17 protein-coding genes and 1 tRNA gene are annotated in these 19,708 nt (G+C 72.5%); 8 read left to right on the forward strand and 10 right to left on the reverse strand.

What is annotated here, in order from left to right:
* Positions 1 to 30: 30 nt before the first annotated feature.
* The gene (locus tag ACWGR4_RS13600; protein ID WP_452128951.1) at positions 31 to 510 is read right to left on the reverse strand and encodes a hypothetical protein; all 480 of its coding nucleotides are present in this window, start codon (positions 508 to 510) and stop codon (positions 31 to 33) included.
* 170 nt (positions 511 to 680) lie between these two features.
* Here ACWGR4_RS13600 and ACWGR4_RS13605 point away from each other — a divergent pair, with 170 nt between their 5' ends.
* Complete coding sequence (locus tag ACWGR4_RS13605) at positions 681 to 1,559, forward strand: TauD/TfdA dioxygenase family protein (RefSeq protein ID WP_452128950.1); 879 nt, start codon at positions 681 to 683, stop codon at positions 1,557 to 1,559.
* A 208-nt stretch (positions 1,560 to 1,767) separates the two neighbouring features.
* Here ACWGR4_RS13605 and ACWGR4_RS13610 read toward each other — a convergent pair whose 3' ends face one another.
* From ACWGR4_RS13610 to ACWGR4_RS13640, 7 genes are all read right to left on the reverse strand, one after another.
* Positions 1,768 to 2,178, reverse strand: coding sequence for a hypothetical protein (locus ACWGR4_RS13610; RefSeq protein ID WP_380002780.1), 411 nt, complete (start codon positions 2,176 to 2,178; stop codon positions 1,768 to 1,770).
* A gap of 1 nt (position 2,179) precedes the next feature.
* Positions 2,180 to 4,747: an Hsp70 family protein gene (locus tag ACWGR4_RS13615; RefSeq protein WP_380002779.1), complete on the reverse strand. Its 2,568-nt coding sequence runs from the start codon at positions 4,745 to 4,747 to the stop codon at positions 2,180 to 2,182.
* On the reverse strand, positions 4,744 to 5,319 hold the full coding sequence (locus tag ACWGR4_RS13620) for a hypothetical protein (RefSeq protein ID WP_380002778.1): 576 nt from the start codon (positions 5,317 to 5,319) through the stop codon (positions 4,744 to 4,746). Before ACWGR4_RS13620 ends, ACWGR4_RS13615 begins: the two co-directional genes overlap by 4 nt.
* 182 nt (positions 5,320 to 5,501) lie before the next feature.
* Positions 5,502 to 5,963: a hypothetical protein gene (locus tag ACWGR4_RS13625; RefSeq protein WP_380002777.1), complete on the reverse strand. Its 462-nt coding sequence runs from the start codon at positions 5,961 to 5,963 to the stop codon at positions 5,502 to 5,504.
* 6 nt (positions 5,964 to 5,969) lie between these two features.
* Positions 5,970 to 7,244, reverse strand: coding sequence for a hypothetical protein (locus tag ACWGR4_RS13630; RefSeq protein ID WP_452128949.1), 1,275 nt, complete (start codon positions 7,242 to 7,244; stop codon positions 5,970 to 5,972).
* Entirely contained in the window at positions 7,237 to 9,225 is a 1,989-nt protein-coding gene (locus ACWGR4_RS13635) for an AAA family ATPase (protein WP_380002775.1), read from the reverse strand. The genes ACWGR4_RS13630 and ACWGR4_RS13635 overlap by 8 nt, the downstream gene beginning before the upstream one ends.
* Positions 9,226 to 9,270: 45 nt before the next feature.
* Entirely contained in the window at positions 9,271 to 10,650 is a 1,380-nt protein-coding gene (locus ACWGR4_RS13640) for a hypothetical protein (RefSeq protein ID WP_452128948.1), read from the reverse strand.
* 218 nt (positions 10,651 to 10,868) lie between these two features.
* On the opposite strand from ACWGR4_RS13640, the gene ACWGR4_RS13645 reads away from it, so the two are divergent.
* Positions 10,869 to 10,942: transfer RNA gene (locus tag ACWGR4_RS13645), tRNA-Lys, on the forward strand.
* Positions 10,943 to 11,095: 153 nt separating this feature from the next.
* Here ACWGR4_RS13645 and ACWGR4_RS13650 read toward each other — a convergent pair.
* The gene (locus ACWGR4_RS13650; protein WP_452128947.1) at positions 11,096 to 11,953 is read right to left on the reverse strand and encodes a polysaccharide deacetylase family protein; all 858 of its coding nucleotides are present in this window, start codon (positions 11,951 to 11,953) and stop codon (positions 11,096 to 11,098) included.
* A gap of 110 nt (positions 11,954 to 12,063) precedes the next feature.
* Between ACWGR4_RS13650 and ACWGR4_RS13655 the strand changes: the two genes are divergently transcribed.
* Genes ACWGR4_RS13655 through ACWGR4_RS13670 form a run of 4 tightly spaced genes read left to right on the forward strand, consistent with a single transcriptional unit; the run spans position 12,064 to position 15,167 of the window.
* Positions 12,064 to 12,636: a hypothetical protein gene (locus tag ACWGR4_RS13655; protein WP_452128946.1), complete on the forward strand. Its 573-nt coding sequence runs from the start codon at positions 12,064 to 12,066 to the stop codon at positions 12,634 to 12,636.
* Complete coding sequence (gene cseB / locus ACWGR4_RS13660) at positions 12,633 to 13,322, forward strand: two-component system response regulator CseB (protein ID WP_078977097.1); 690 nt, start codon at positions 12,633 to 12,635, stop codon at positions 13,320 to 13,322. Before ACWGR4_RS13655 ends, cseB begins: the two co-directional genes overlap by 4 nt.
* Positions 13,319 to 14,533, forward strand: a complete 1,215-nt coding sequence (locus tag ACWGR4_RS13665; RefSeq protein ID WP_380002771.1) for a sensor histidine kinase — start codon at positions 13,319 to 13,321, stop codon at positions 14,531 to 14,533. The genes cseB and ACWGR4_RS13665 overlap by 4 nt, the downstream gene beginning before the upstream one ends.
* 46 nt (positions 14,534 to 14,579) lie before the next feature.
* Complete coding sequence (locus tag ACWGR4_RS13670) at positions 14,580 to 15,167, forward strand: nucleotidyltransferase family protein (RefSeq protein ID WP_380002770.1); 588 nt, start codon at positions 14,580 to 14,582, stop codon at positions 15,165 to 15,167.
* Between the two features lie 163 nt (positions 15,168 to 15,330).
* Here the strand turns inward: ACWGR4_RS13670 and ACWGR4_RS13675 are convergent, their stop codons facing one another.
* Positions 15,331 to 15,861: a cell division protein SepF gene (locus tag ACWGR4_RS13675; RefSeq protein WP_380002769.1), complete on the reverse strand. Its 531-nt coding sequence runs from the start codon at positions 15,859 to 15,861 to the stop codon at positions 15,331 to 15,333.
* A 368-nt stretch (positions 15,862 to 16,229) separates the two neighbouring features.
* On the opposite strand from ACWGR4_RS13675, the gene ACWGR4_RS13680 reads away from it, so the two are divergent.
* Together ACWGR4_RS13680 and ACWGR4_RS13685 are read left to right on the forward strand one after the other, a co-directional pair.
* Positions 16,230 to 16,976 (forward strand): hypothetical protein, encoded by a 747-nt coding sequence (locus tag ACWGR4_RS13680; RefSeq protein WP_380002768.1) that lies wholly within the window; start codon positions 16,230 to 16,232, stop codon positions 16,974 to 16,976.
* 64 nt (positions 16,977 to 17,040) lie between these two features.
* Entirely contained in the window at positions 17,041 to 19,605 is a 2,565-nt protein-coding gene (locus ACWGR4_RS13685) for a serine/threonine-protein kinase (protein WP_452128945.1), read from the forward strand.
* Positions 19,606 to 19,708: the final 103 nt, after the last annotated feature.

The following is a 19,708-nucleotide window of genomic DNA, read 5'->3' on the forward strand; positions in this document are numbered from 1 at the left end:
CACCGGTCCGGACGCGCCTGCGGCAGACCGTCAGTAGGTCGGGAAGTCCGCCGTCGTCACCGCGAACCCGAAACCGGGCAACGGCACGTCCTCGCCGAACGCGTAGGCCGCGCGAGCCGTGTACTCGGGACGCCCGGCGATCCCCTGCTCGATACGCATGCGCAGGCGACGCACGATGAACTCGTGGATGCCGGATGGGCCGGTCGTCATGACGAGCGTGCCATCGCTGATCTCGACCTTGTAATTGGACGGCGCGTGCATGCTCTCGGCGATGGCGGTCAGTCGGTCGAATTCCTCGCGGTCCATGCTCCCCATGGCAGGTCGTACGATTTCGAAATCGCGTTGCGTGGCGGGATGGTCCCCCCGGACGGGAATGGACGCGTCCCCGAGGTTGACCCCTATGCGGGCCACCCGGAGAATTTCGGTGTGGGGATCACGAGGATGGCACGCGCCGGCGGCGCCGGCGGGCGTGTTGTCGCGTCTGTGATGCGGCGGCATCGGATCGCGCATCTTCCTGTTCCGCCCGGTATGCGCTGTCGCTAGGGCGCGCGCCGGCTTCGGTTTGTTGATGGGTCGTCATGTCTCTCTCGTGGATGCGCGGGATTCGGCGGTCCGCGCCCGCGTGCGCCCGCTTCGGATGACGTTCTCTCCGTGCGAAGGCCGAAAGGGACACCACGCTCATGACCGCTGCAACCGTTTCCGTATCACCCGTCGCCGCCCGAATCGGGGCCGTGGTCGAGGGAGTTCGCCTGGGCGGCGAACTGGACTCGATCACGGTGGACACCGTCCGGGACGCACTGCATCGGCATCGGGTGATCTTCTTCCGCGACCAGCACCACCTGGACGACGCGGGCCAACTCGCCTTCGCCCGGCTGCTCGGCGATCCGATCGGGCACCCGACCGCGTCCGCCGAGGGCGAGTTGATCGTGCCGATCGACAACGATCACGGGGTGGTCGCCGACCGTTGGCACACCGATGTCACGTTCGTGCCCGCCTATCCGCTCGCCTCCATCCTGCGCGCGGTACGCCTGCCGGACGTGGGCGGGGACACGTTGTGGGCCGATACCGCGAGCGCCTATGCGGAACTGCCCGGCCCGCTTGCGGCGTTGGCGGATTCGCTGCGGGCGGTACACAGCAATCGGTACGACTACGTGGCTTCGGACGCGGATGGGCTCAGCCAGGCGCGGAAGGACTATCGGGAGTTGTTCGAGTCGACCGTGTACGAGACGGAGCATCCGGTCGTGCGGGTGCATCCGGTCACCGGTGAACGCGCGCTGCTTCTGGGGGCGTTCGCTCAGCGGCTGGTGGGCTTCGACGCCGAGGACTCGGCGGCGTTGATCGCGCTGTTGCACAAGCACGTCACTCGGCCCGAGAACACCGTGCGGTGGCGGTGGCGGGCGGGTGACGTGGCGATCTGGGACAACCGGGCGACCCAGCATCGGGTGATCACGGACTTCGACGGGTCGCGGCGGTTGTTGCACCGGGTGACGATCGACGGGGACGTTCCGGTGGGGGTGGATGGTCGGCGCAGCCGGCCTGTCGGCGAGTCGGTGGCTTGATCGGCGGGCGGTGGTCGACGGTTGGCCATGGTCGGCTTGCCGTCCTCAAACGCCGGACGGGCTTGATGGGCCGGCCTTCGGCCGAGATGGCCTCAAACGCCGGCCGGGCTGGAGTTTTGCCCGGCCGGCGTTTCGTCCGACGTTGCGGAGGTGGCTCCGGACTCCCGTGCGGGTGGATGTGGCCCGCCGGCTCCGTGTGCCGTGGTGGTCAGGGCGACTTTCGGGTTGTCGACCAGCGGCGGGTTGCTTGCTCCAGGAGGTGGTGAACCGTGGCTTGTTTCGGGAGGGTTCGGGGGAGGCGGTCGCCGTAGGGGAGGTGGGTTCGGGCCTTGCGCCACAGGCGGTCGGGGAGGGTTTTGGGGTCCTGGTGGTAGCGGACCTTGGTGAGGAGCTGGCGGGCCTCCGCGTCGGCCGGGTTGAGGGCGAGGGTCACCGCCAGGTGTTCGGCGGCGGTGTTCCAGCGGGCGCGTCGGGCCGCCCGTACCGCGTCGTTGAAGTGGCGGTCGGCCAGTTCGACGAGGCCGGCGAGCGCGCCGAGGTCGCCGCCGCAGGCCGGGCAGCGTCCGGTCAGGTCGGCGATCCGGCGGCGGCACAGGGGGCAGGTGATCGCGAACGCCATGTCACTTCTCCAGGGAGTTCTTCGGGAGCCGCAACCCGATGTGCGGGGAGCCCTCCCGGATCTGTTCCATCCAGCGGTCCGCCCGGGCCCGCAGCGGCATGATCCGACCCCGATAGATCTCCACGAGCCGTCGGTTGCCCGCCGCCTCGTCCCGGACATCCACCTCCGCCGCGTCCTCGGCGATCGTGTCCAATTCGCGCAGGAACGCGTCCGCGTCGAGCCGGTGCAGGCCACCGGACGCCTGGTCCATCTCCTGGATCGAGCGCCGCAGATACTCCACCTCCTGGAGCACCGCGACCTGGAACTCGGCGGCGGTGAACTGCTGCGGGGCACGGCCGCCGTGCAGCATGCGCTCGGCCGCGTTGATCCGGTCCCGTACCGCCTCGTTGGCCAGGTGCCAGTCCATCTTGTTGCCCGCCGCGTAGGCCGCCCGGCCGGTGGCGCGCAGGCCGGGGATCGCGCTTCGGAAGCGCTCCGCCTCGACCGGGTCGTGGTCCACCAGCCGGTCGGCGAGCCGGGCCAGGAAGGCCAGGTTGTCCTCGAACTCGCCGATCACCGGGTTCAGCGCGCTGCCCGCGGTGGTGGCCACTCGCAGGCCCTGGACCAGCGTCTCCGCCTCCAGGAGCTTGTGGTGGGTCTTGCTCGGGTCGATCCGCTCCCGGACCAGCTCCGCGAGTTCGGCGAGGAGACGATCCAGCGCCGGGCCGACCCGGATGGCGTCGGCCGGCGGGATCGCGTCGCGCTTCTCCGCCCATCCGGTCACCACCTGCCGGTGCCGCTCGGTCAGCTCCGGCCACCCCGGCACGGCCCGCTGCGGGATGTCGATCATCGCGCTGCCCTCCGCGCCCACCTGCGGCAACCGCGCCTCGGCCCGGATCGTCCAGCCGGTCTCGAACTCCAGCGTCACCTCGACGGTCGAGCCCACCGGCACGTCGGTCGGCAGGTCCCGGATCGAGACCTCGCCGATCGGCACCAGGCCCTCGACCAGGCCGACCCGCAGGCTGGACCCGTGGGACGCGGTCTCCAGGCGGAAATCGGTGCGGTACGGCACCATCGTCCCGGCCCGCACCACCGCGTGCAGCCCGTCCACCAGCTCGACCGAGAAGTCGTGCGCGAGCACGTCGCCGGTCGCGTCGGAGCGCGGCTTGTCGTCGGTGGTCACCTCCAGACGGCGGCTCTCGATCTCCCGGCCGTGCACCGACACCTGCACGGTGAAGCCGTTCTCGCCCTCGCGCAACGGCACGTCGGCGAACAGGAATCGGCCCTCCCCGTCGGCCGTCTCGGTCAGGTACACCAAGCCGTCGTCCGAGGTCAGCACCAACTGCGCGGCGGCCGGCGAGCCGAGGTCGGGGCCGGCCAGGACCCGGCCGCCGATGTCCGTCTCCGGCGGCAGCGCCTCGGGGCGGTCCAGTTCCAGATGGCCGCTGCGACTCGGTACGTTCGCCGCCTTGAGCGCGGCGCCCAGCGCGACGCACAGGTCCGGGTTGAGCAGCCGGGGACCGCGCCCGAAGTGTTCGGTGAGCATGGAGGCCACCAGCGGGATCCGGGACGAGCCGCCGACCATGACGATCTCGTCCAGGTCGGCGGCGGTCATCCCGGCGCGGGCCAGCGCGCGATCGCAGTCGTCCAGGGTGCCGCGGATACGATCCGCGATCATCTCCTCGAACTCCTCGCGGCGCATGGGCAGTCCGATGTTCATCGGGGTGCCGCGCCGGTCCTCGCAGTACTGGCTGACGATCTCGGTCTCGGGGTAGCGCGACAGGTCGTGCTTGGCGCCCTCGGCGACCGAGAGCAACTGCGCCTCCACCTTGCCGTCGGCGGGGTTCTCCGAGTCGATCGCCAGGTCGTACTCGGGAAGTTGGGCCGCGATCCAGGACACGATCCGCCGGTCGAAGTCGAATCCGCCCAGGTAGCGGTCGCCGCTGAACGAGCGGTTCTCGAAGCCGACTTCGGGGTCCCAGGTGACCACGGAGGTGTCGAAGGTGCCGCCGCCGAGGTCGTAGACCAGGAACGTCTGCGGCTCGGTCAGCTCGCGGGCCCGCTCGTGCGTGTACGCAAGCGCCGCGGCCACCGGCTCGATCAGCGTCTCGACCACCTCCAGGCCGGCCGCCTGGCCCGCGCGCGTGGTCTCGTTCTTGGCCCGGGTCTCGAAGAACGCCGGGACGGTCACCACGGCCCGCTCCACCGGCACGCCCAGCACCTCCTCGGCCACCTGCTTGAGGTGGCGCAGGATGTGCGTGGACGCCTCCAGCGGGGTCAGCCGCGCGTGTCCGGCGGTGACCAGCTGGTCGGTGCCCATGTTGCGCTTGAAGAACATCGCGGGCGGCGCGCCGGGCAACCGGGCCTTGTTCTTGGCCAGTTGCCCGACGATCGGGGTGCCGATCGGATCGATCCACACCGCCGACGGGGTGGTGGGCGAGCGGTCGGGGTTGGCCACGATCAGCGAGTCGCCGACCGGGCGCAGCCGACGGGCGGCGATCAGCGCCTCCTTGTCGGGCACCTCGGCGTCGGCGGGAATCGCGATGCACGAGTTGGTCGTGCCGAGGTCGATACCGACCACGATGCTCATCTGGTGCTACCGCCTTCGGAGTTCGGCTCGTTCGAGGGTTCGGGGCGCGGTGCCGCGGGGTTTTCCCGGTCGTCGGTCCGCCCGGGGGCGGCCTCGCGTTCGGCCGGGGTGGGTACGAAGCCGAGCACGACCTGTGCGCGGCGGATCACCTCGCCGTCGTCGAGGAGTACTCCGGGCCGCAGCGTCCTGGCCACGATCATCGCCGCCTCGTCGCCGCTGTCGGGGGCGTGCGCGACGTCCACGCGGCGGCCGACCGCGGCGTACGCCTCGCCCACAGGATCGTCGAAGCGTACGCCCGCGCGGTCGAGCGCCGTGGCGAACCGCCGGGCGATCGAGGCCAGTACGGCCGGCGCGGGCTCGCCGTCCAGGCAGCCGCGCAACTCGTGCAGCGCGACCGCGGCGTCGGCAGCCAGGCCGGTGTACCGCTCGTGGGTGGACTCCAGGCGTTTGCGCATCTCCTCGCGCCCGGCCTCGCGTTCGCGCGCGGTTCGCCGCACCACGTCGTAGACCAGCGCGAACGGCGGGTCGAGCGCGTGCTCCGGCACCGCGCGCTCGCTCTCGGTGATCGCCATCGGGTCGGCGTGGTCCGCGGCGAGAGCGGCCGACTCGGCCGGATCGACGGGTCCGGTCGACGGAGTCGATGTGGTCGATCCTGTCGACGCCTTCGACGCGGGCGAGCCGGCCCGATCGGGCGAACCCGTCGCATCCGCCGGTGGGTCCGCCCCGAGGGGGCCCCGCTCGGGTGTCGCTGCCATCAGTGCGCCCCTTCTTCCGTCCACAACGGTACGAACTCGCGCGGCGCGGGCGGCGGCACCAGGCCCGCGAGCACACGTCGGTCGATCCCGATCCTCGGCGGCCCGGCCGACTCCGGGGGTTCGGTCTCGGCGAACTCCTCCGCCAGCTCGGCCGGATCGGGGCCGGGCCGCTCGGGTCGGTGGGTGAGCAGTTCGGCCGCCAGCCGACCGGCCGGGTCGGTCAGCGCCTCCTCGGCCGCGTTCACCTCGGCCGGCGCGAGCACCCTCCCGTGCACCGGGAATCGGTCGGCGCTGCGGGTGATCCGCTGTCGCCGCTTGCGCACCTGTGCCTTGATCGCCGCCCGGCCGGTCAGATCCGGATCCAGATCCAGGATCTGGAAGGCGGTGCCCCGGTAGGGGTTCCGGCCGGCCTGCCAGGCCCAGGGGTTCTCCCGGGCGCCCTCGCTCGCGGTGGGTTCCATCGGCACTCAACTCCATGCGGGGCCGTGCCCCGTGGCCAGGGACAACACGACGCCGCGCAGCGCGTTGACGATCTCGGGTTTGTCCGCGTCCGGGTCGGCGGCCACCTCGTCGGCGAGCCGGCGGGCGGTGGCCAGGTCCTCCGGCTGCGGCGCGTGCAGGTTGATCAGTACGCGGGCCATGAACAGCCGTCCCCACGGCCCGGGCGCGGACATCGCCAGCGCCCGGCGCAGCGCGTCCCGCACGTGTCCGTCCGGCAGCCCCTGGCGTTGTCGGGCGGTGGCGGCCAACGCCCATTCCTCGGCGGCCAGTTGCTCGACGTCGCGGTACATGCTCTTGAGCGCCAGGTCGCGGTCGAGTTCGAGGGCGCGCAGCAGGTGTCGGCCCGAGCGCAGCGTGGCCTGTTCCAGTACGGCGGGTTCGGTGGCCGGGCCGGACTCCAACTCGCGCACCACGATGCCGCGCCAGTATTCGTGCCGGGCCAGCTCGACCGCGAACGAGCCCTCCGGTGTGCCCACTTCGTCCCAGGCGGGCAGCACGAGCCGAGCCACCCGCTCGACCAGCGGCTCGATCTTGTGCGCCCACCCGGGCGCGGCCACCACGATCTCGATGTGGCGCCGGGTCGCGTACAGCAGGGCCCGGGCCGCCCCCGTGTTGCCGGGGTCCACCGTGAGCCAGGAGGCGAGCAGTTCGACCACGTCGTCGTAGCGGCCCTCCTCGACGTCGCGCGACGCCTGGGCCAGCGCCTCGCGGACCAGGTCGGCCCGGGCGTTGGCGATCACCGACGGCGGGAAGCCGGACTCGCGGACCAGGTCCAGGTGTTCGCGCGCGGAAAGCGGGTCGCGCAGGCGCCGATCGGCGGCCAGGGTCAGGTGCGGGGCGAGCAGGTCGCGCGGCAGCCGCTCGCGGACCTCCTGGACGGTCGCCGCCGGCACCGGGCTCCCGGCCACCGCCTCCAGGTGCTCGTGCATCCGATCCCAGAAGGCGCTGTCGTGGTACAGCTCGGCCCAGTGCGCCAACGCCTTCTTCCAGTACGGGTGGGCCGCCTCGCTCTCACCCGCCAGCTCCAGGTCGTAGGCGCGCGCGTGCAGCGCGACCGCGAGGTGGTGGGTGCGCCACGGCCCGCCGCCGGTGGTCCACAACTGCTCGGCCCGCGCGCTCCACGGCTGCGCGTCGGCGCCGGTGCCCAGGCTCGCGTACGCCTCGCCGTCCAACGGCCCGTCGCCCGCGCCGTGTTCGCGCAGCCGGGCGGCGAACGCGCGCAGTTCCGCGCGGTCAGTCATCGGCGCCCCCCACCACAAGCGCACCGGCCACCACCCGCACCCGGACCGCACCGATCGGCCGGCCGGCCGCGTCGGCCTCGTCGAGCAGGCGCAACACGCCCGGCACCACGGCGGTCACGCAGCGGTTGACGCCGCGTGCCGCCTCCTCCGGCCGGCCGCGCCAGGCGACGGTGGCGATGTGGTCGGCGGCCTCGTCGGTCCAGGTCAGCGCGACGCCGAGTTGCTCGCGCAGCCGCGCGGCGAGTCGGGTCAGGCCGTTCTCCGCGATCCCGCGCAGTTCGGTGGGGCCGAACGGCGAGTAGAGGATCACCTCGTCGACCCGGTTGAGGAATTCGGGCCGGAAAAACCCCTCCATCGTGCGGCGCAGCCGGGCGCTCGCGGCGGTGTGCCCGGTGGCGCCCTCGGCCAGGATCGAGCCGATCAAGTTGTCCACGCTGTCCACGTCGTCCTCGACCGCTTCGGCGGCGGAGTGGGTCGCGCCGAGGTTGGTGGTCAGGATCACCACCGCGTCGTGCGCCTCGCGCACCGGGCCCGCCGGATCGCCGATCCGGCCCTCGTCGAGCAGGCGAAGGAGCGCGTCGAGCACCCGCGCGTCGGCCTTTTCCACCTCGTCGAACAGGAACACCCGGCGCGGATTGTCGCGCAGGCCGTTGGTGAGCTTGCCCTCGCCGAAGCCGACGTAGCCGGGCGGGGCGCCGATGAAGTTGTTGATCGACTCGCGCGCGCTGAACTGGCCCATCTCGAAGACCAGGACGTCGTCCTCGGACCCGTAGACGACCTCGGCGAGCAGCCGGGCGGTCATCGTCTTGCCGGAGCCGCTGGGGCCGCACAGGAGCAGTGCCGCGCGCGGCCGGTCGTCCGGGCGGAAGCCGCGGGTGAGCGAACGTTTGATGAGTTCGACGTGGAAGGCGAGCCGCTCGACCACGCTCTCCTGGCCGATCAGGCCCGCGCGCAGCCGGCGTACCGCCTCCTCGGGGGACATCGGGGTGCCGGCCCGGTCCGGTTCGGGCTCGGCGGGCTCGCGGTAGTAGGTGTCGGCGAAGCGGCGCAGCCGGTCCAGGTCCAGGCCGATGTCGCGGAAGAATCCGGCCGCCAGGCCGCTGGGGGTGTCCAGGAGCGCGGCGAGCAGGTCGCGTTCGGTGATCCGGGCGCCGGTGTCCGGGTCGGGGTCGGGGCCGCTCGCGGCGAACGTCGCCGCGCGGCGCAGGGTCTGCCGCAGCGGCTCGTCGGGGGTGATCGGGCCGGTGCCCGCCGGGCCGCGGACCCGGGCGCCGGTCAGCGCGATGGTCTGTTCGCGCAGCGCCCGTACGTCCCGGCGCAGGAACAGGAAGGCCTGTTCCAGGAGTCCGCCCGGGGTGGTGGCCAGCGCGTGCAGCAGCATCGCGATGCCGCACTGCCGCCGGCCGAGCCCGCTCGCCTCGGCGACCATCATCGCCAGCACCCGCCGGGCGCCCGGGGCGAACGCGGCCTCGTCGATCGACCCGTCGGCCCGGCACACCTCCGCCGCCGGGCGCGCCGCGGCCACCTCGGCCCGCCAGGCGTCGAGGTCCACCCGGCCGTAGCCGACGAGCAGGTCCACCGCGCCCGGCTCCAGGCGCGGCAACAACTCCGCGAGCAGCGCACGTTCGTCGACGTAGCCGGTGTCCGCCGCGGCGGCGAAGCCGGCCCGCAGGTCGGCGGTGACCGGCAGGCCGCCGAGCGCGCCCGCGCCGCCCCGGCCGTTGCCGCTCGCCCCGGCGGCCGGCCCGCCGCCGCCGAGCAGGCCGGCCGCGAGCACGTCCGGCGGGATGCCCTGGCGGGCGAACAGGCCGCAGGCGCGCCCGCCGTCGATCCGGGCCAGGGCGATCAGCGTGTGGGCGACCTCGATCGTGTGCGCGCCGAGCTCGCGGGCCACCGCCGAGGCGGTCTCGAACCGGCGGGTGGCCACCAGCAGCCCGCTGTCGAACACCTGCTCCGGCACCCCGAGGATGTCCGTGTCCACGTCGCCTTCTCCCCCGCCTCGCCGTTTCGATCGCACCCGGTCGGATCACGCCTCGTCGCCGGCGAGCAGCCGCTCGGCCAGGTCCGCCCGGGCCCGGGCCGCCTCGGGCCGTCCCGCGCCCAGGTCCCGTACGCCCAAGGCCAGTATTCGGTACGCGGCGGTCGTCGCGATCGCCCGGCCGAGTCGTCCCTCGCGCAGTTCCGCCGGCGACGCCTCGAGCAGCGCGGCGGCCAGTTCCGGGTCGGCGCGGGTGACCCGGTGCAGCACCAGGCCCGGGCCCAGCGGCGTACGGCGCACCCAGCCCGCGCCGTAGCGCCGGAGCAGGTCGCGCGCGGCGCCGCACACCATCGAGTCGTCGCCCTCCAGCGTGCCGAGCAGCAGCCGCGCGGGCCAGGTGTCGGCGTAGGGCTCGTCGACCACGTGCGGCCCGTGCCCGGCGTCGTCGGGGCCGGCGCCGCCCGTCGCGTCGCCGCCCGAAGTCCCACCGGGCTCCGAGGCCCCGCCCGCGCCCGACAGCCCCCGCCGCAGCAGCCGCACCGCGCCCGCGTCGTCGCCGCGCTCCAGCAGATCCGCCGCCGCGACCACCAGGGCCGCCGCCGTCCCGGGCCGCGCCCCGGCCGCCGCCCCGCCGTCCCGCGCCGCGACGGCGGCCCGGTGCAGCTCGCGATACTCGGCGTGGTCCGGATCGAGCATCGCGGCCTCGTACAGATACCGGACCGCCCGTTCCGGGTCGCCGCCGGTCAGCTCCCGATGCCCCTCGACGGCGAGCCGATGGGCCAGGCGCGGCGCGGCGGCGGCACAGCCCTGCTCGAAGGCGAGCCGGAAGCACGTGCGCGCCGCGGCCTCGGCACCGCGCGCCGCGGCCCGGTCGCCGATCACGCACACCCATTCGGCCCGCGTACCCGGCGCACCGGGCGGCGCGACCACCGGCAGCAGCCGCCACAGGTCGTGGTCGGGGTGTCGGGCCGGCTGCTCGAAGCGCTCCTCCAGGCAGTCCAGGACCCGGTTGGTGGCGGCGACCCGCCAGCGCCGGACGGGCGCGCGCGGGTCCAGGCCGCCGAGCACGTCGAGCAGCGCGCGCTCCAGCGGGCGCGGTCCGGCCTCCAGCGCCTTCTCCAGCGTGGTCCAGGTCTCCGCGAAGTCGCTGCCGGGCTGGACCACCCACCAGCGCAGTACCGCGTCGATCGCGCGGGCGTAGTGGCCCCGGGGGTCGCGCCCGAGCACGTCGGCGAGCATGCGCGCGGCGGTCTCCGGCTGCTGGGTGGCCACGGCCTGGATCTGGCTCTCGATCAGTCCCCGATTGCGGACCACCTCGGCGTCGGAGGCGTTGGCCAGGAAGTCCCGCATCGCGACGAGTCGAGGCTCCACCTCGCCCTCCCGATGCGTGGCCATCCGGAACGCCCGCACCGCCCCGGCATCCGACATGGCGTCTCCCCCGCGAACACGACCACCCGACTGCGCCGGTCGTGACGACGTACAAGCAGCCGACGTACAAGCAGCACGGTACCCGGCCGCACCGGCCCAGGGAGGACACCGGGCGAACCCGTCCTCGTAACGTGATCGTCACCGATGGTGAGACCACGGCCCAGCCAAACCCGGGTGAGAGCGACCCCGAACATCGGGTAGTATTTCTCTCGCAGCAAGCGCCGCTAGCTCAGTTGGTTAGAGCAGCTGACTCTTAATCAGCGGGTCCGGGGTTCGAGTCCCTGGCGGCGCACAGCGGCAACACCGAGAAGGACCCACCGGTTTCCGGCGGGTCCTTCTCGCATGTGCCGAGCCCGGCACCCCGGCTCGGATCCCCGGCTCGGTACAACACCCGGCAACTCGGCTCGACGCCCCGAGCCGGCCGCCCGCGTCGGTGCTCGACCCATCACCGCCCCAGGTAGTCCTCCAGCAGCGCCGGGGTCAGCCCCGCCGCACGCGTCTCGTCGACGAACGACCGGATGTCGGCCCGGAATTCCTTGCGGAAGTGCATCAACACGATGTCGCCCGGACGGAGTTCGTCGCCGACGGCGAATCGCATGTCGCCGTTGCGGATTTCCGCGCTCCAGTGCACGACTCGACCGATGCCGCAATCCCCCGCCGCCCGCATGGTGTTCTCGTCGTGGTTTCCGTACGGCGGACGCAACAGCGTGGGCCGGCGGCCGAATTCGCGGGCGTAGTCGTCGGACGTCGCGCAGATCTGATTCTTCTGCACGTCGTACGGCTTGCCCTTCAGGTCGGGGTGGTCGAGGGTGTGGTTCTCGATCACGCCGCCCGTCTCGTCGCGCAGTTTCCGGAAGAAGCCCGGGTCCTGCTTCACATACTCGTCGGTCAGGAACAACGTCGGTTTGATGCCCGCCTCGCGCAACAGCCGGATCATCTCCGGGTCCTTGTACGCGCCGTCGTCGATGGTCAGGAAGGCAACCCTGTCCTGTGTCGGGACCCGGTACAGCGGCTTGATCGGCGCCGACTCGTGCGCGGGGATCGGCTTGGCGGCGATCTGCGCGGTCGGCGGCGCGACCTTGGCGGCCTGCGGCGACTTCTGCGTCAGCGGGTCCGCCTCGGTGGCGACGAAGGTGGTCACGGCCATCGCGACGAGCAGCGGCACGGCCAGGAACGCGCCCCGCCGCAGGGTGCGGTCGCGCCGGCTCTCGGGGGTGTCGAGGGGTCCGAGCGGGCCGAAGGCATCGCGGTTGTCCGGAGTGCCCGGAGTACCCGGAGTGCCGGGATCGTTGGCGAAGGTCATGTCAGGGACGGTATGCGGCGGCGCCCATCCGGTTGATCGCGTCGTCGTTGCGGCCGACCGTCGGTCGTCCGTAGATCATGTAACAACCCTCGACGGGTAGGATCGGTCGGATGTCGGTGAAACGTGACTTTCCACTGATTCTGTTGCTGTTTGCCCTGGTCACGGGGTGCGCGGTGGACTCCGGTGTGCGCGTCGCGGGCAAGCCGGAACCGGTGGGGATCCCGCTCGCACCGCCGCCCTCCGGGGCGGGCCTGAGCATCGATCCGGTCCGGGTGCTGCGGGAGGACGCGGGGATCGGCGTCAAGATCAAGGCGGTGCTCACCCCGTCCTGTGGCACGTCCTACCCGGTGAACGCGCAGTATCTGAACGCGCCGGGAGTGCCCGGGACACCTCTGCCCATCGCGGTGGTGTCGGTGTTCCACTGCGGGCCCGAGACCTGCACGATGCGCCGGGACGTCGCCGCGTACGTGTACCGGCTCTTCGAGGACGGGCACACCGAGCGGGTGTTCGCCTCGGAGGAGCCGGGGAGTCGGATCGAGGTCGCAAAGCAGATGTTGATCCTCCAACTGCCGGCGTACCGGGCCAACGAGCCGGCGATCTGCCCCTTCGGCGAGCACGGGGTCGGATTGCGGTGGGATGGTGCGCAGTTCGTCGAGAACGAGGTCGGAAAGGGTGTGTCGTGAGCAAACCGCACGTGCTCGTCGTGGAGGACGACGAGGTCATCCGCGAGGCGACGCAACTCAACCTGGAACGGGACGGGTTCCGGGTGAGCACCGCCGCCGACGGCGAGGCCGGGCTCGCCGCGTTTCGCGCCGAGCGGCCGGACGTGGCGCTGCTCGACGTGATGTTGCCGCTGATGAACGGGATCAGCCTGTGCCGGCGGATCCGGGCGGAGAGCCTGATCCCGGTGATCATGGTGTCCGCGCGCGACGACCCGATCGACATCGTGGTCGGCCTGGAGGCCGGCGCCGACGACTACGTGACCAAGCCGTTCGACACCGTGGTGCTGCTCGCCCGGATCCGGGCGCTGCTGCGCCGCGCGCAGCGCACCGCCGGTCCGGGCGAGGAGCCGGGGCCGCTGCGCTTCGGCGACCTGGAGATCGACCCGGACGGCGTGCAGGTGCGCCGGTCCGGCGAGTTGCTCGCGCTGACCCCGACCGAGATGAAGCTGCTGCTGCGCTTCGCCGAGTCGCCGGGCACGGTGCTCAGTCGGGACACCCTGCTCGAAGGGGTCTGGGAATACGCCTGGGGTGGGGATACCCGGGTCGTGGACGTGCACGTCCAGCGGCTGCGCAACAAGGTGGGCCCGGGCCGGATCGAGACGGTTCGCGGCTTCGGCTACAAGCTGCGTCCGGGACCCGTCGGGTGAGTCTGCGCTGGCGGATCTCGGCGGTGGTCACGGTGGTCAGCGTGGCGGTCGCCGTCGCGCTGAGTCTGACCGTGCACTTCGCCTTCGCCTACAAGCAGGCGGACGAGGCGCGCAAACTGCAGATCGACCGGATCGACCTGGCCCTGCGCGAGTACGTCCGGACCGGACAGCCGACCTTCGGCAGCCGGTTGGACGACCCGCGGGTACCGGCGGCGCTGCGCCAGGCGGTGCGCGACGGCGACCGGGCCACCGAGTTGTCCGAGGGCCGGATCTGGGCGGCGGTCGGGGTGGACGGGCACATCCTGTCGCTGCGCTCCAGCTATCGGGACCGGACCAGCGACCTGGCCTCGCTCGACCGGGTGCTGATCATCGGCGCGGCCGGTGTGGTGGTGTGCGGGTCCGGAGTGGGCGTGCTGATCGGGGCGCGGCTGTCGCGTCGGCTGCGGCGGGCCGCCGACGCGGCTCGGCGGGTCACCGCGGGCGAGCGGTCGATCCGGGTGCGGGCGGCGATCGGCGGCAGCGGTCGGGACGAGGCGGCGGAGTTGGCCACGGCGGTGGACGCGATGGCCGATGCGTTGCAGGCACGGCTCGACGCGGAGCGCCGGGTCACCGCCGACATCGCGCACGAGTTGCGCACGCCGCTGACCGGACTGAGCGCCGCGGCCGATCTGTTGCCCGCGGATCGGCCGGGCGAGCTGGTCCGCGATCGGGTCCGGGCGCTGCGGTCGCTGGTGGAGGACGTGCTGGAGGTGGCCCGGCTGGACACCGCGACCCAGCGGGCCGACCTGACCGAGGTACCGCTGGGCGCGTTCGCCGCCCGGCGGGTGGCCGCGCTCGCGCCCGCCGCCGAGTTGCGGGTGATCGGGGACGAGGTGGTGGTCACCGACCCGAGGCGGCTGGAGCGGATCCTGGCCAACCTGCTGACCAACGCGACCAAGCACGGGCTCGCGCCGGTGGTGGTGGAGGTGGACGGGCCGCGGATCCGGGTCGTGGACGCGGGGCCGGGCTTTCCGGCGACGCTGTTGCGGGAGGGGCCCAGCCGCTTTCGGAAGGGCACCGACGACCGGGCGGCCGGCGGGCACGGTCTGGGCCTGACCATCGCGATGGGCCAGGCGGCGGTGCTGGGGGCGTCCCTGACGCTGAGCAATCCGGAGGCGGGCGGCGCGATGGCCGAACTCACGCTGCCTTCGGGGGCGTCGGCGGCGGGGTGAGTGACGGGTTTCGGTCCGGCCCGGTCGATGAAGAAAGGGGTGCCTCGTGGGTGATGTGGTCGGATTGGTGTTGGCGGCCGGGGGTGGGCGGCGGCTCGGGGGGCGGGCCAAGGCCCGGTTGGTGCATCGGGGGCGACCGCTGGTGGAGTTCGCGGTCGCCGAGTCGCGCCGCGGCGGGTGCGACCGGGTCGTGGTGGTACTCGGCGCGGAGGCCGACGCGGTGCTCGCCGAGGCCGAGTTGACCGGCTGTGTCGTGGTGCGCAACGACGACTGGGCGAGCGGGATGGGCTCCTCGCTCGCCGCCGGGGTCGCCGCGCTGCCCGGCGACGCCGACGCCGTCGTGGTCACCCTCGTGGACATGCCCGGCGTGGGCGCGGCGGCGGTGGCCCGGTTGATCGCCGCGCACGCCGCGCCGGAGGACCTGATCGCGGCGGCCTACGCGGGTCGGCGCGGCCATCCCGTCCTGTTCGGGCGCGCCTGGTGGGCCGAGTTGGCGGCCGGGGCCGAGGGGGACGCCGGTGCCCGGGCGCTGCTCGCCGAGCAGCGGGATCGGGTTCGGCTGATCGAGTGCGCCGACATCGCCGACCCGTTCGACATCGACACGCCCGCCGACCTGGCCCGGCTGGACCCCTGACCCTGATCGACGAAGGACCCGAGCCGCCGGGGGCTCGGGTCCTCGCGTGCTCTTGTACTCGCGCGCCCGCGACGCGCGTCCGACCGCACGCGCGGGCCTCGGTCCATGCCGCCGGCGGGATTCCCGTACCACCGACCGCCGGGATCGCTCCCGACCACGCCGGTTACGCCTGGTTGAAGAACCCGTCCTGGTTCTGCTGCGTCGGGTCGCCCGTGAGCAGCCGCGCGTCGGCCGGCATCAGCAGGAAGACCCGCTTCGCCAACCGCTCGATCGCCCCGCGGCGGCCGAAGGTCAGCCCCGACGCGAAGTCGACGACACGCTTGGCGTCGGACTCGTCCATCGCGGTCAGGTCGATCACGACCGGGATGTCCTGCCGGAAGTACTCGCCTATCGCTCTTGCCTCGTGGTAGCTCTTCGGGTGCACGACGGCGATCCGGGTGCTCGGCTGCGCCGGCGCCTCCGAAGCGGCCGCGCGCGCGGCGAACACCTCGGACGCCGGCACCACGCTGCCCTCCAGGGCGCGCGAACGCGACTCCTCGGGCTCGTCGTCGTAGACCCAGCGCGACCCCGTGTCGTCGTCGTCCGCGTCGTATGTCCCGGTCTCGTAGGCACCCGCGCCGGTGCGGTAAAGGTCGTCGTCCACGTCCCCCGAACCGATCCCGAGCCACGAGCCGGCCTTGCGCAATGCGCCCATGGGCACCTCCGCGTCCGGTCGTCCCGGCCCCGTCCGGGTTATCTCGTCATCCTCCACTCGACCGAACTGTATGCGAGTGCCGGGTCCGGCGCGTCGAACGACGCGCCTATAAACGGACAGATCATCCAACCGACCTCGAACGGGCGTACCCAGTGCGGCTTCTGACGCTATTTGAGATCTTTATCCGCGTATTCCGAAGCGAACCGCATCGAAAGTGCACCCGATCCGTTCGAACACGATATCTCGAACTGATGTGCGAACAGCGGAATATGCCCGCTGAATGAACCCGAATGGTCCACAGGTGCATACCTCTACCGGTGGACCGGGGGCAGGTCGCAGACTCGGATGCGACATCTTCGGAGGTGAGCATGGATTCGCCTTTCCGCATCGTGCGGCCCCCTCGTCCGCTCGAAGAGCCGTATCCCTCCCGTGCCCGGATCAACGAACAGGTCGGCGCCGTCTGGGAATGGGGGATGCGCGAGGATCCCGCCGCGGCCGTCCGGCTCTACCACCAACTCGGCGACGTCGCCGCCCGGGTGCTCGGCGGCACCGACCGGGACACGCTCAACGTGCGCCGCGCATACGCGCACTTCGTCGGGATCGACGGCGATCCGCGGCGCGCCGCCCATTTGTTGGCCGGGCTGATCCCGGTGGCGGGACAGGCGCTCGGTCCCGGCGACTGGGTCACCCTCGACATGCGGCTGTGCCACGCCCGGTTCATCGGCGAGGGCGGCGAGCCGCCACGCGCGACGACGTTGTTCACCCAGTTGGTCGCCGACATGACCCGCGCGCTGGGCGCCGAGGCGGAGAGCACGCTGACCGCGCGCAGCTACCTGGCCCGCTTCACCGGGGAGTGCGGGGCTCCGCTCCGCGCGGCGGAGATGTACGGCGCGCTCGCGATCGACTCGATCCGGATCCTGGGCGCCGACTGCCTGGAGTCGCTGGTCGCCCGGGCGGGCCACGCCGTCAACCGCGGCCTGGCCGGCCACCGCGGCGAGGCACTGGCCCTGTACGACCCACTGGTCGCCGACTTCGCCCGGGTGTTGGGCCCGGATCATCCGGAAACCCGCCAGACCCAGACCTGGCAGCGATATTTCCGAGGGGGAAACGGCTGAATCCGGTGGGGGGCCGTCGACTAAAGTGGCCGGCCGACACGACCGGAACGGGGACACGGTAGTCATGGAAGCACTGCGCGACGGGGATCCGACGCGGCTGGGGCCGTATCGGCTGCGCGGCCGGCTGGGCGAGGGCGGGATGGGCGAGGTCTTCCTCGGCACGTCTCCGAGCGGCGTCCGGGTGGCGGTCAAGACCGTGCGTCCGGAGTTCGCGATGGACCACGGTTTCCGGGATCGGTTCCGGCGCGAGATAGACCTGGCGCGGCGGGTGGACAGCGCCTGGACCGCGCCGATCGCCGAGGCCGATCCGGACGCGCAACCGCCGTGGTTGGCCACCGAATACCTGACCGGGCTCTCGTTGTCCGAGGCGATCAAGACGTACGGCCCGCTGCCCGAGGGCGCGTTGCGCATCATGGGCGCGCAGTTGGCCGAGGCGCTGATGGCGATCCACCGCGCGGGCCTGATCCATCGCGATCTCAAGCCGTCCAACGTGATCCTCGGGCGGGATCGGCTGCGGGTGATCGACTTCGGCATATCCCGGGCGGCGGACGAGGGCGGCCAGGGGCTGACCGGGACGGGTCGGGTGGTCGGGTCGCCGTCGTTCATGTCGCCGGAACAGGCGGGCGGGCGGCGGCTCGGGCCGGAGAGCGACGTGTTCTCGCTGGGTTCGGTGCTGGTCTTCGCGGCCACCGGGCGGGGTCCGTTTCACGTGGAACCTCCGGTGGCGCAACTGCAGATGATGATGCGGGTGTTGCGCGACGCGCCCGCGCTGGCGGAAGTGCCTCACGGACTGCGGGACTTGATCCGGCACTGCCTGGACAAGGAACCCGAGGCGCGACCGGCGCCGGCCGAGATCCTGGCCCGCTTCATGGGCGACTCCGAACCGCCGATGGGCACTTCGTGGTTGCCGGCGGCACTCGCGGCCGAGTTGGAGCGACGGCATCTGGGCGATCCGGGGGTGCCGGGTCCGGTGGTGGGCGTCTCCACGGGCGAACCTCCCACCCGCGCGGTGGGGTTGGGCATGGACGCGGGTACGCCGACGACGGTCGCCGTGGCGGTGTCCGAGCTGCCGGGCGAACGGCCCGTCGCGCCGCCGCCACCGGACCTGCCGCCGACCGTCGGCGTACCCGAACCGGCGCCCGGCAAGCGGGGGTTGGTCCGGCGTGCGTTCCTGATCGGCGGCGGCGCGGTGGCCGTGACCGCGGTGGGCGGCGGCGCGGGCTGGTTGTTGATGGGCGACGACGCGGATCCGGGCCGGCGGGTGTGGTCGTATCCGGCGGGCGCCGGCGGCGGTTCGTCGCTGAGCGTGCAGGGCGATCTGGTGTACCACGTCGCCGATGGCGCGGGCGGTGGAAAGGGCCAGGTCACCGCGATCGACGCGGAATCCGGGCAAAAGGTCTGGCGCAGGGCCACCGCGGGCAACTCGGTGTCCGCGCCGCTGGCGACCAAGGACCACCTGTTCGTCGTCTCCTGGACGGTGGACCGCGCGGCCTCGGTGGTGGAGCAGTCCCAGCCGGCCCTGTGCACGGTGCACGCGTTCGACCCGGTCAAGGGCGAACCGCGGTGGAGCCTGGAGTACAAGGCCCGCTGGGTGAACCTGCCGGCCGCCCTGGACCGGGGCCTGCTGTACCTGGGTGTCGCCGAGGAGAACTCCTACAGCAGCGGACCCGGGATGATCGTCGCGATCGACGCGGCCACCCACCGTGAGGTGTGGAGGGCGGGGTTGACGGCGGATTCCGGCTTGCCGGGGACGCCGACGTTCGGGAGCGACATGGTGGTCGCCTTCGCCCAGCCCAAGGCGTCCTACAACCCCTCGGCGGTCCGCGCCTTCGACCGGTCCGGCAAGCCGAAGTGGGAGGTCCCGTTCAAGAGCCGGCCGTGGGGGCGCGATCCGGTGATCGTCGGCGACCGGGTGATCACGGTGGTGACCGACAGTTCCAGCGCGGGCGTGTACACCTGGCAGCGATACGCGCTCGACGCGGGCACCGGGGCGGTGTTGTGGGGGCCCATCCCGGTCGGCGGTGGTCAGTCCTGTTCGCTCACCGTGGCCGGCGACCACGTCTTCCTGGTCTACGACGGAGCCACCGACGAGGCCAAGTCGGGTGTGGTGGCGGTGGACCCGCTCACGGGTTCGCAGGTGTGGAAGTTCGAGATGGAGGCCCGGAACGCGAGCGAGATCACCCGGGTGGGCGACGTGGTCTACGTCGCGTGTCACCCGTCCAAGCCGCAGGCGGGCGTGACACCGAGCGCGACCACGACCGCAGGCCCGACGCCCACCAACCCGCCGGCCACGTCGGTGTACAAGGGCATGGTCTACGCGGTGGAGGCGAGTACGGGCGTGGTGCGGTGGTCGGCCGAGATGCCCTCGTACGGTGCGCTGGAGGCCCCCGTCGTCGCGGGCGACAAGGTCTATGTGGCGATGGACGCCGCCAAGCGGGACGCCCCAGGCGACGACGCGGCCCAGTTGCTGGCCCTGCACACGAAATCAGGCAAGATCGCCTGGAAGGCCCCCCTCCCCTCCCCGGTCTCATCCCGCCCGGTGGCAGCAAAGGGCAACGTATACATCGCCCAGTGGCTCCGACCGGACGAGGGCAACCCGAACGCCTCGGTAATCGCGTACGAGCAGTAGCACCGAGCCGGCCCCGGATCGGCACCCCGGTCGGCAAACGCACGACCCAGCGCAACACACCCCGTCCGCCGCAGGCGGCCCGCGAGCGAATCCCCCGTCGCCG

Source organism: Embleya sp. NPDC055664, assembly GCF_053618075.1.

Bases quoted from the DNA above. Each gene is read 5' to 3' on its own strand.
- ACWGR4_RS13630 (WP_452128949.1), bottom strand. From the start codon at position 7,244: ATGACTGACCGCGCGGAACTGCGCGCGTTCGCCGCCCGGCTGCGCGAA.
- ACWGR4_RS13610 (WP_380002780.1), bottom strand. From the start codon at position 2,178: ATGGCGTTCGCGATCACCTGCCCCCTGTGCCGCCGCCGGATCGCCGAC.
- ACWGR4_RS13675 (WP_380002769.1), bottom strand. From the start codon at position 15,861: ATGGGCGCATTGCGCAAGGCCGGCTCGTGGCTCGGGATCGGTTCGGGG.
- ACWGR4_RS13620 (WP_380002778.1), bottom strand. From the start codon at position 5,319: ATGGCGATCACCGAGAGCGAGCGCGCGGTGCCGGAGCACGCGCTCGAC.
- ACWGR4_RS13615 (WP_380002779.1), bottom strand. From the start codon at position 4,747: ATGAGCATCGTGGTCGGTATCGACCTCGGCACGACCAACTCGTGCATC.
- ACWGR4_RS13640 (WP_452128948.1), bottom strand. From the start codon at position 10,650: ATGTCGGATGCCGGGGCGGTGCGGGCGTTCCGGATGGCCACGCATCGG.
- ACWGR4_RS13655 (WP_452128946.1), top strand. From the start codon at position 12,064: ATGTCGGTGAAACGTGACTTTCCACTGATTCTGTTGCTGTTTGCCCTG.
- ACWGR4_RS13625 (WP_380002777.1), bottom strand. From the start codon at position 5,963: ATGGAACCCACCGCGAGCGAGGGCGCCCGGGAGAACCCCTGGGCCTGG.
- ACWGR4_RS13680 (WP_380002768.1), top strand. From the start codon at position 16,230: ATGGATTCGCCTTTCCGCATCGTGCGGCCCCCTCGTCCGCTCGAAGAG.
- ACWGR4_RS13685 (WP_452128945.1), top strand. From the start codon at position 17,041: ATGGAAGCACTGCGCGACGGGGATCCGACGCGGCTGGGGCCGTATCGG.
- ACWGR4_RS13600 (WP_452128951.1), bottom strand. From the start codon at position 510: ATGCGCGATCCGATGCCGCCGCATCACAGACGCGACAACACGCCCGCC.
- ACWGR4_RS13605 (WP_452128950.1), top strand. From the start codon at position 681: ATGACCGCTGCAACCGTTTCCGTATCACCCGTCGCCGCCCGAATCGGG.
- ACWGR4_RS13650 (WP_452128947.1), bottom strand. From the start codon at position 11,953: ATGACCTTCGCCAACGATCCCGGCACTCCGGGTACTCCGGGCACTCCG.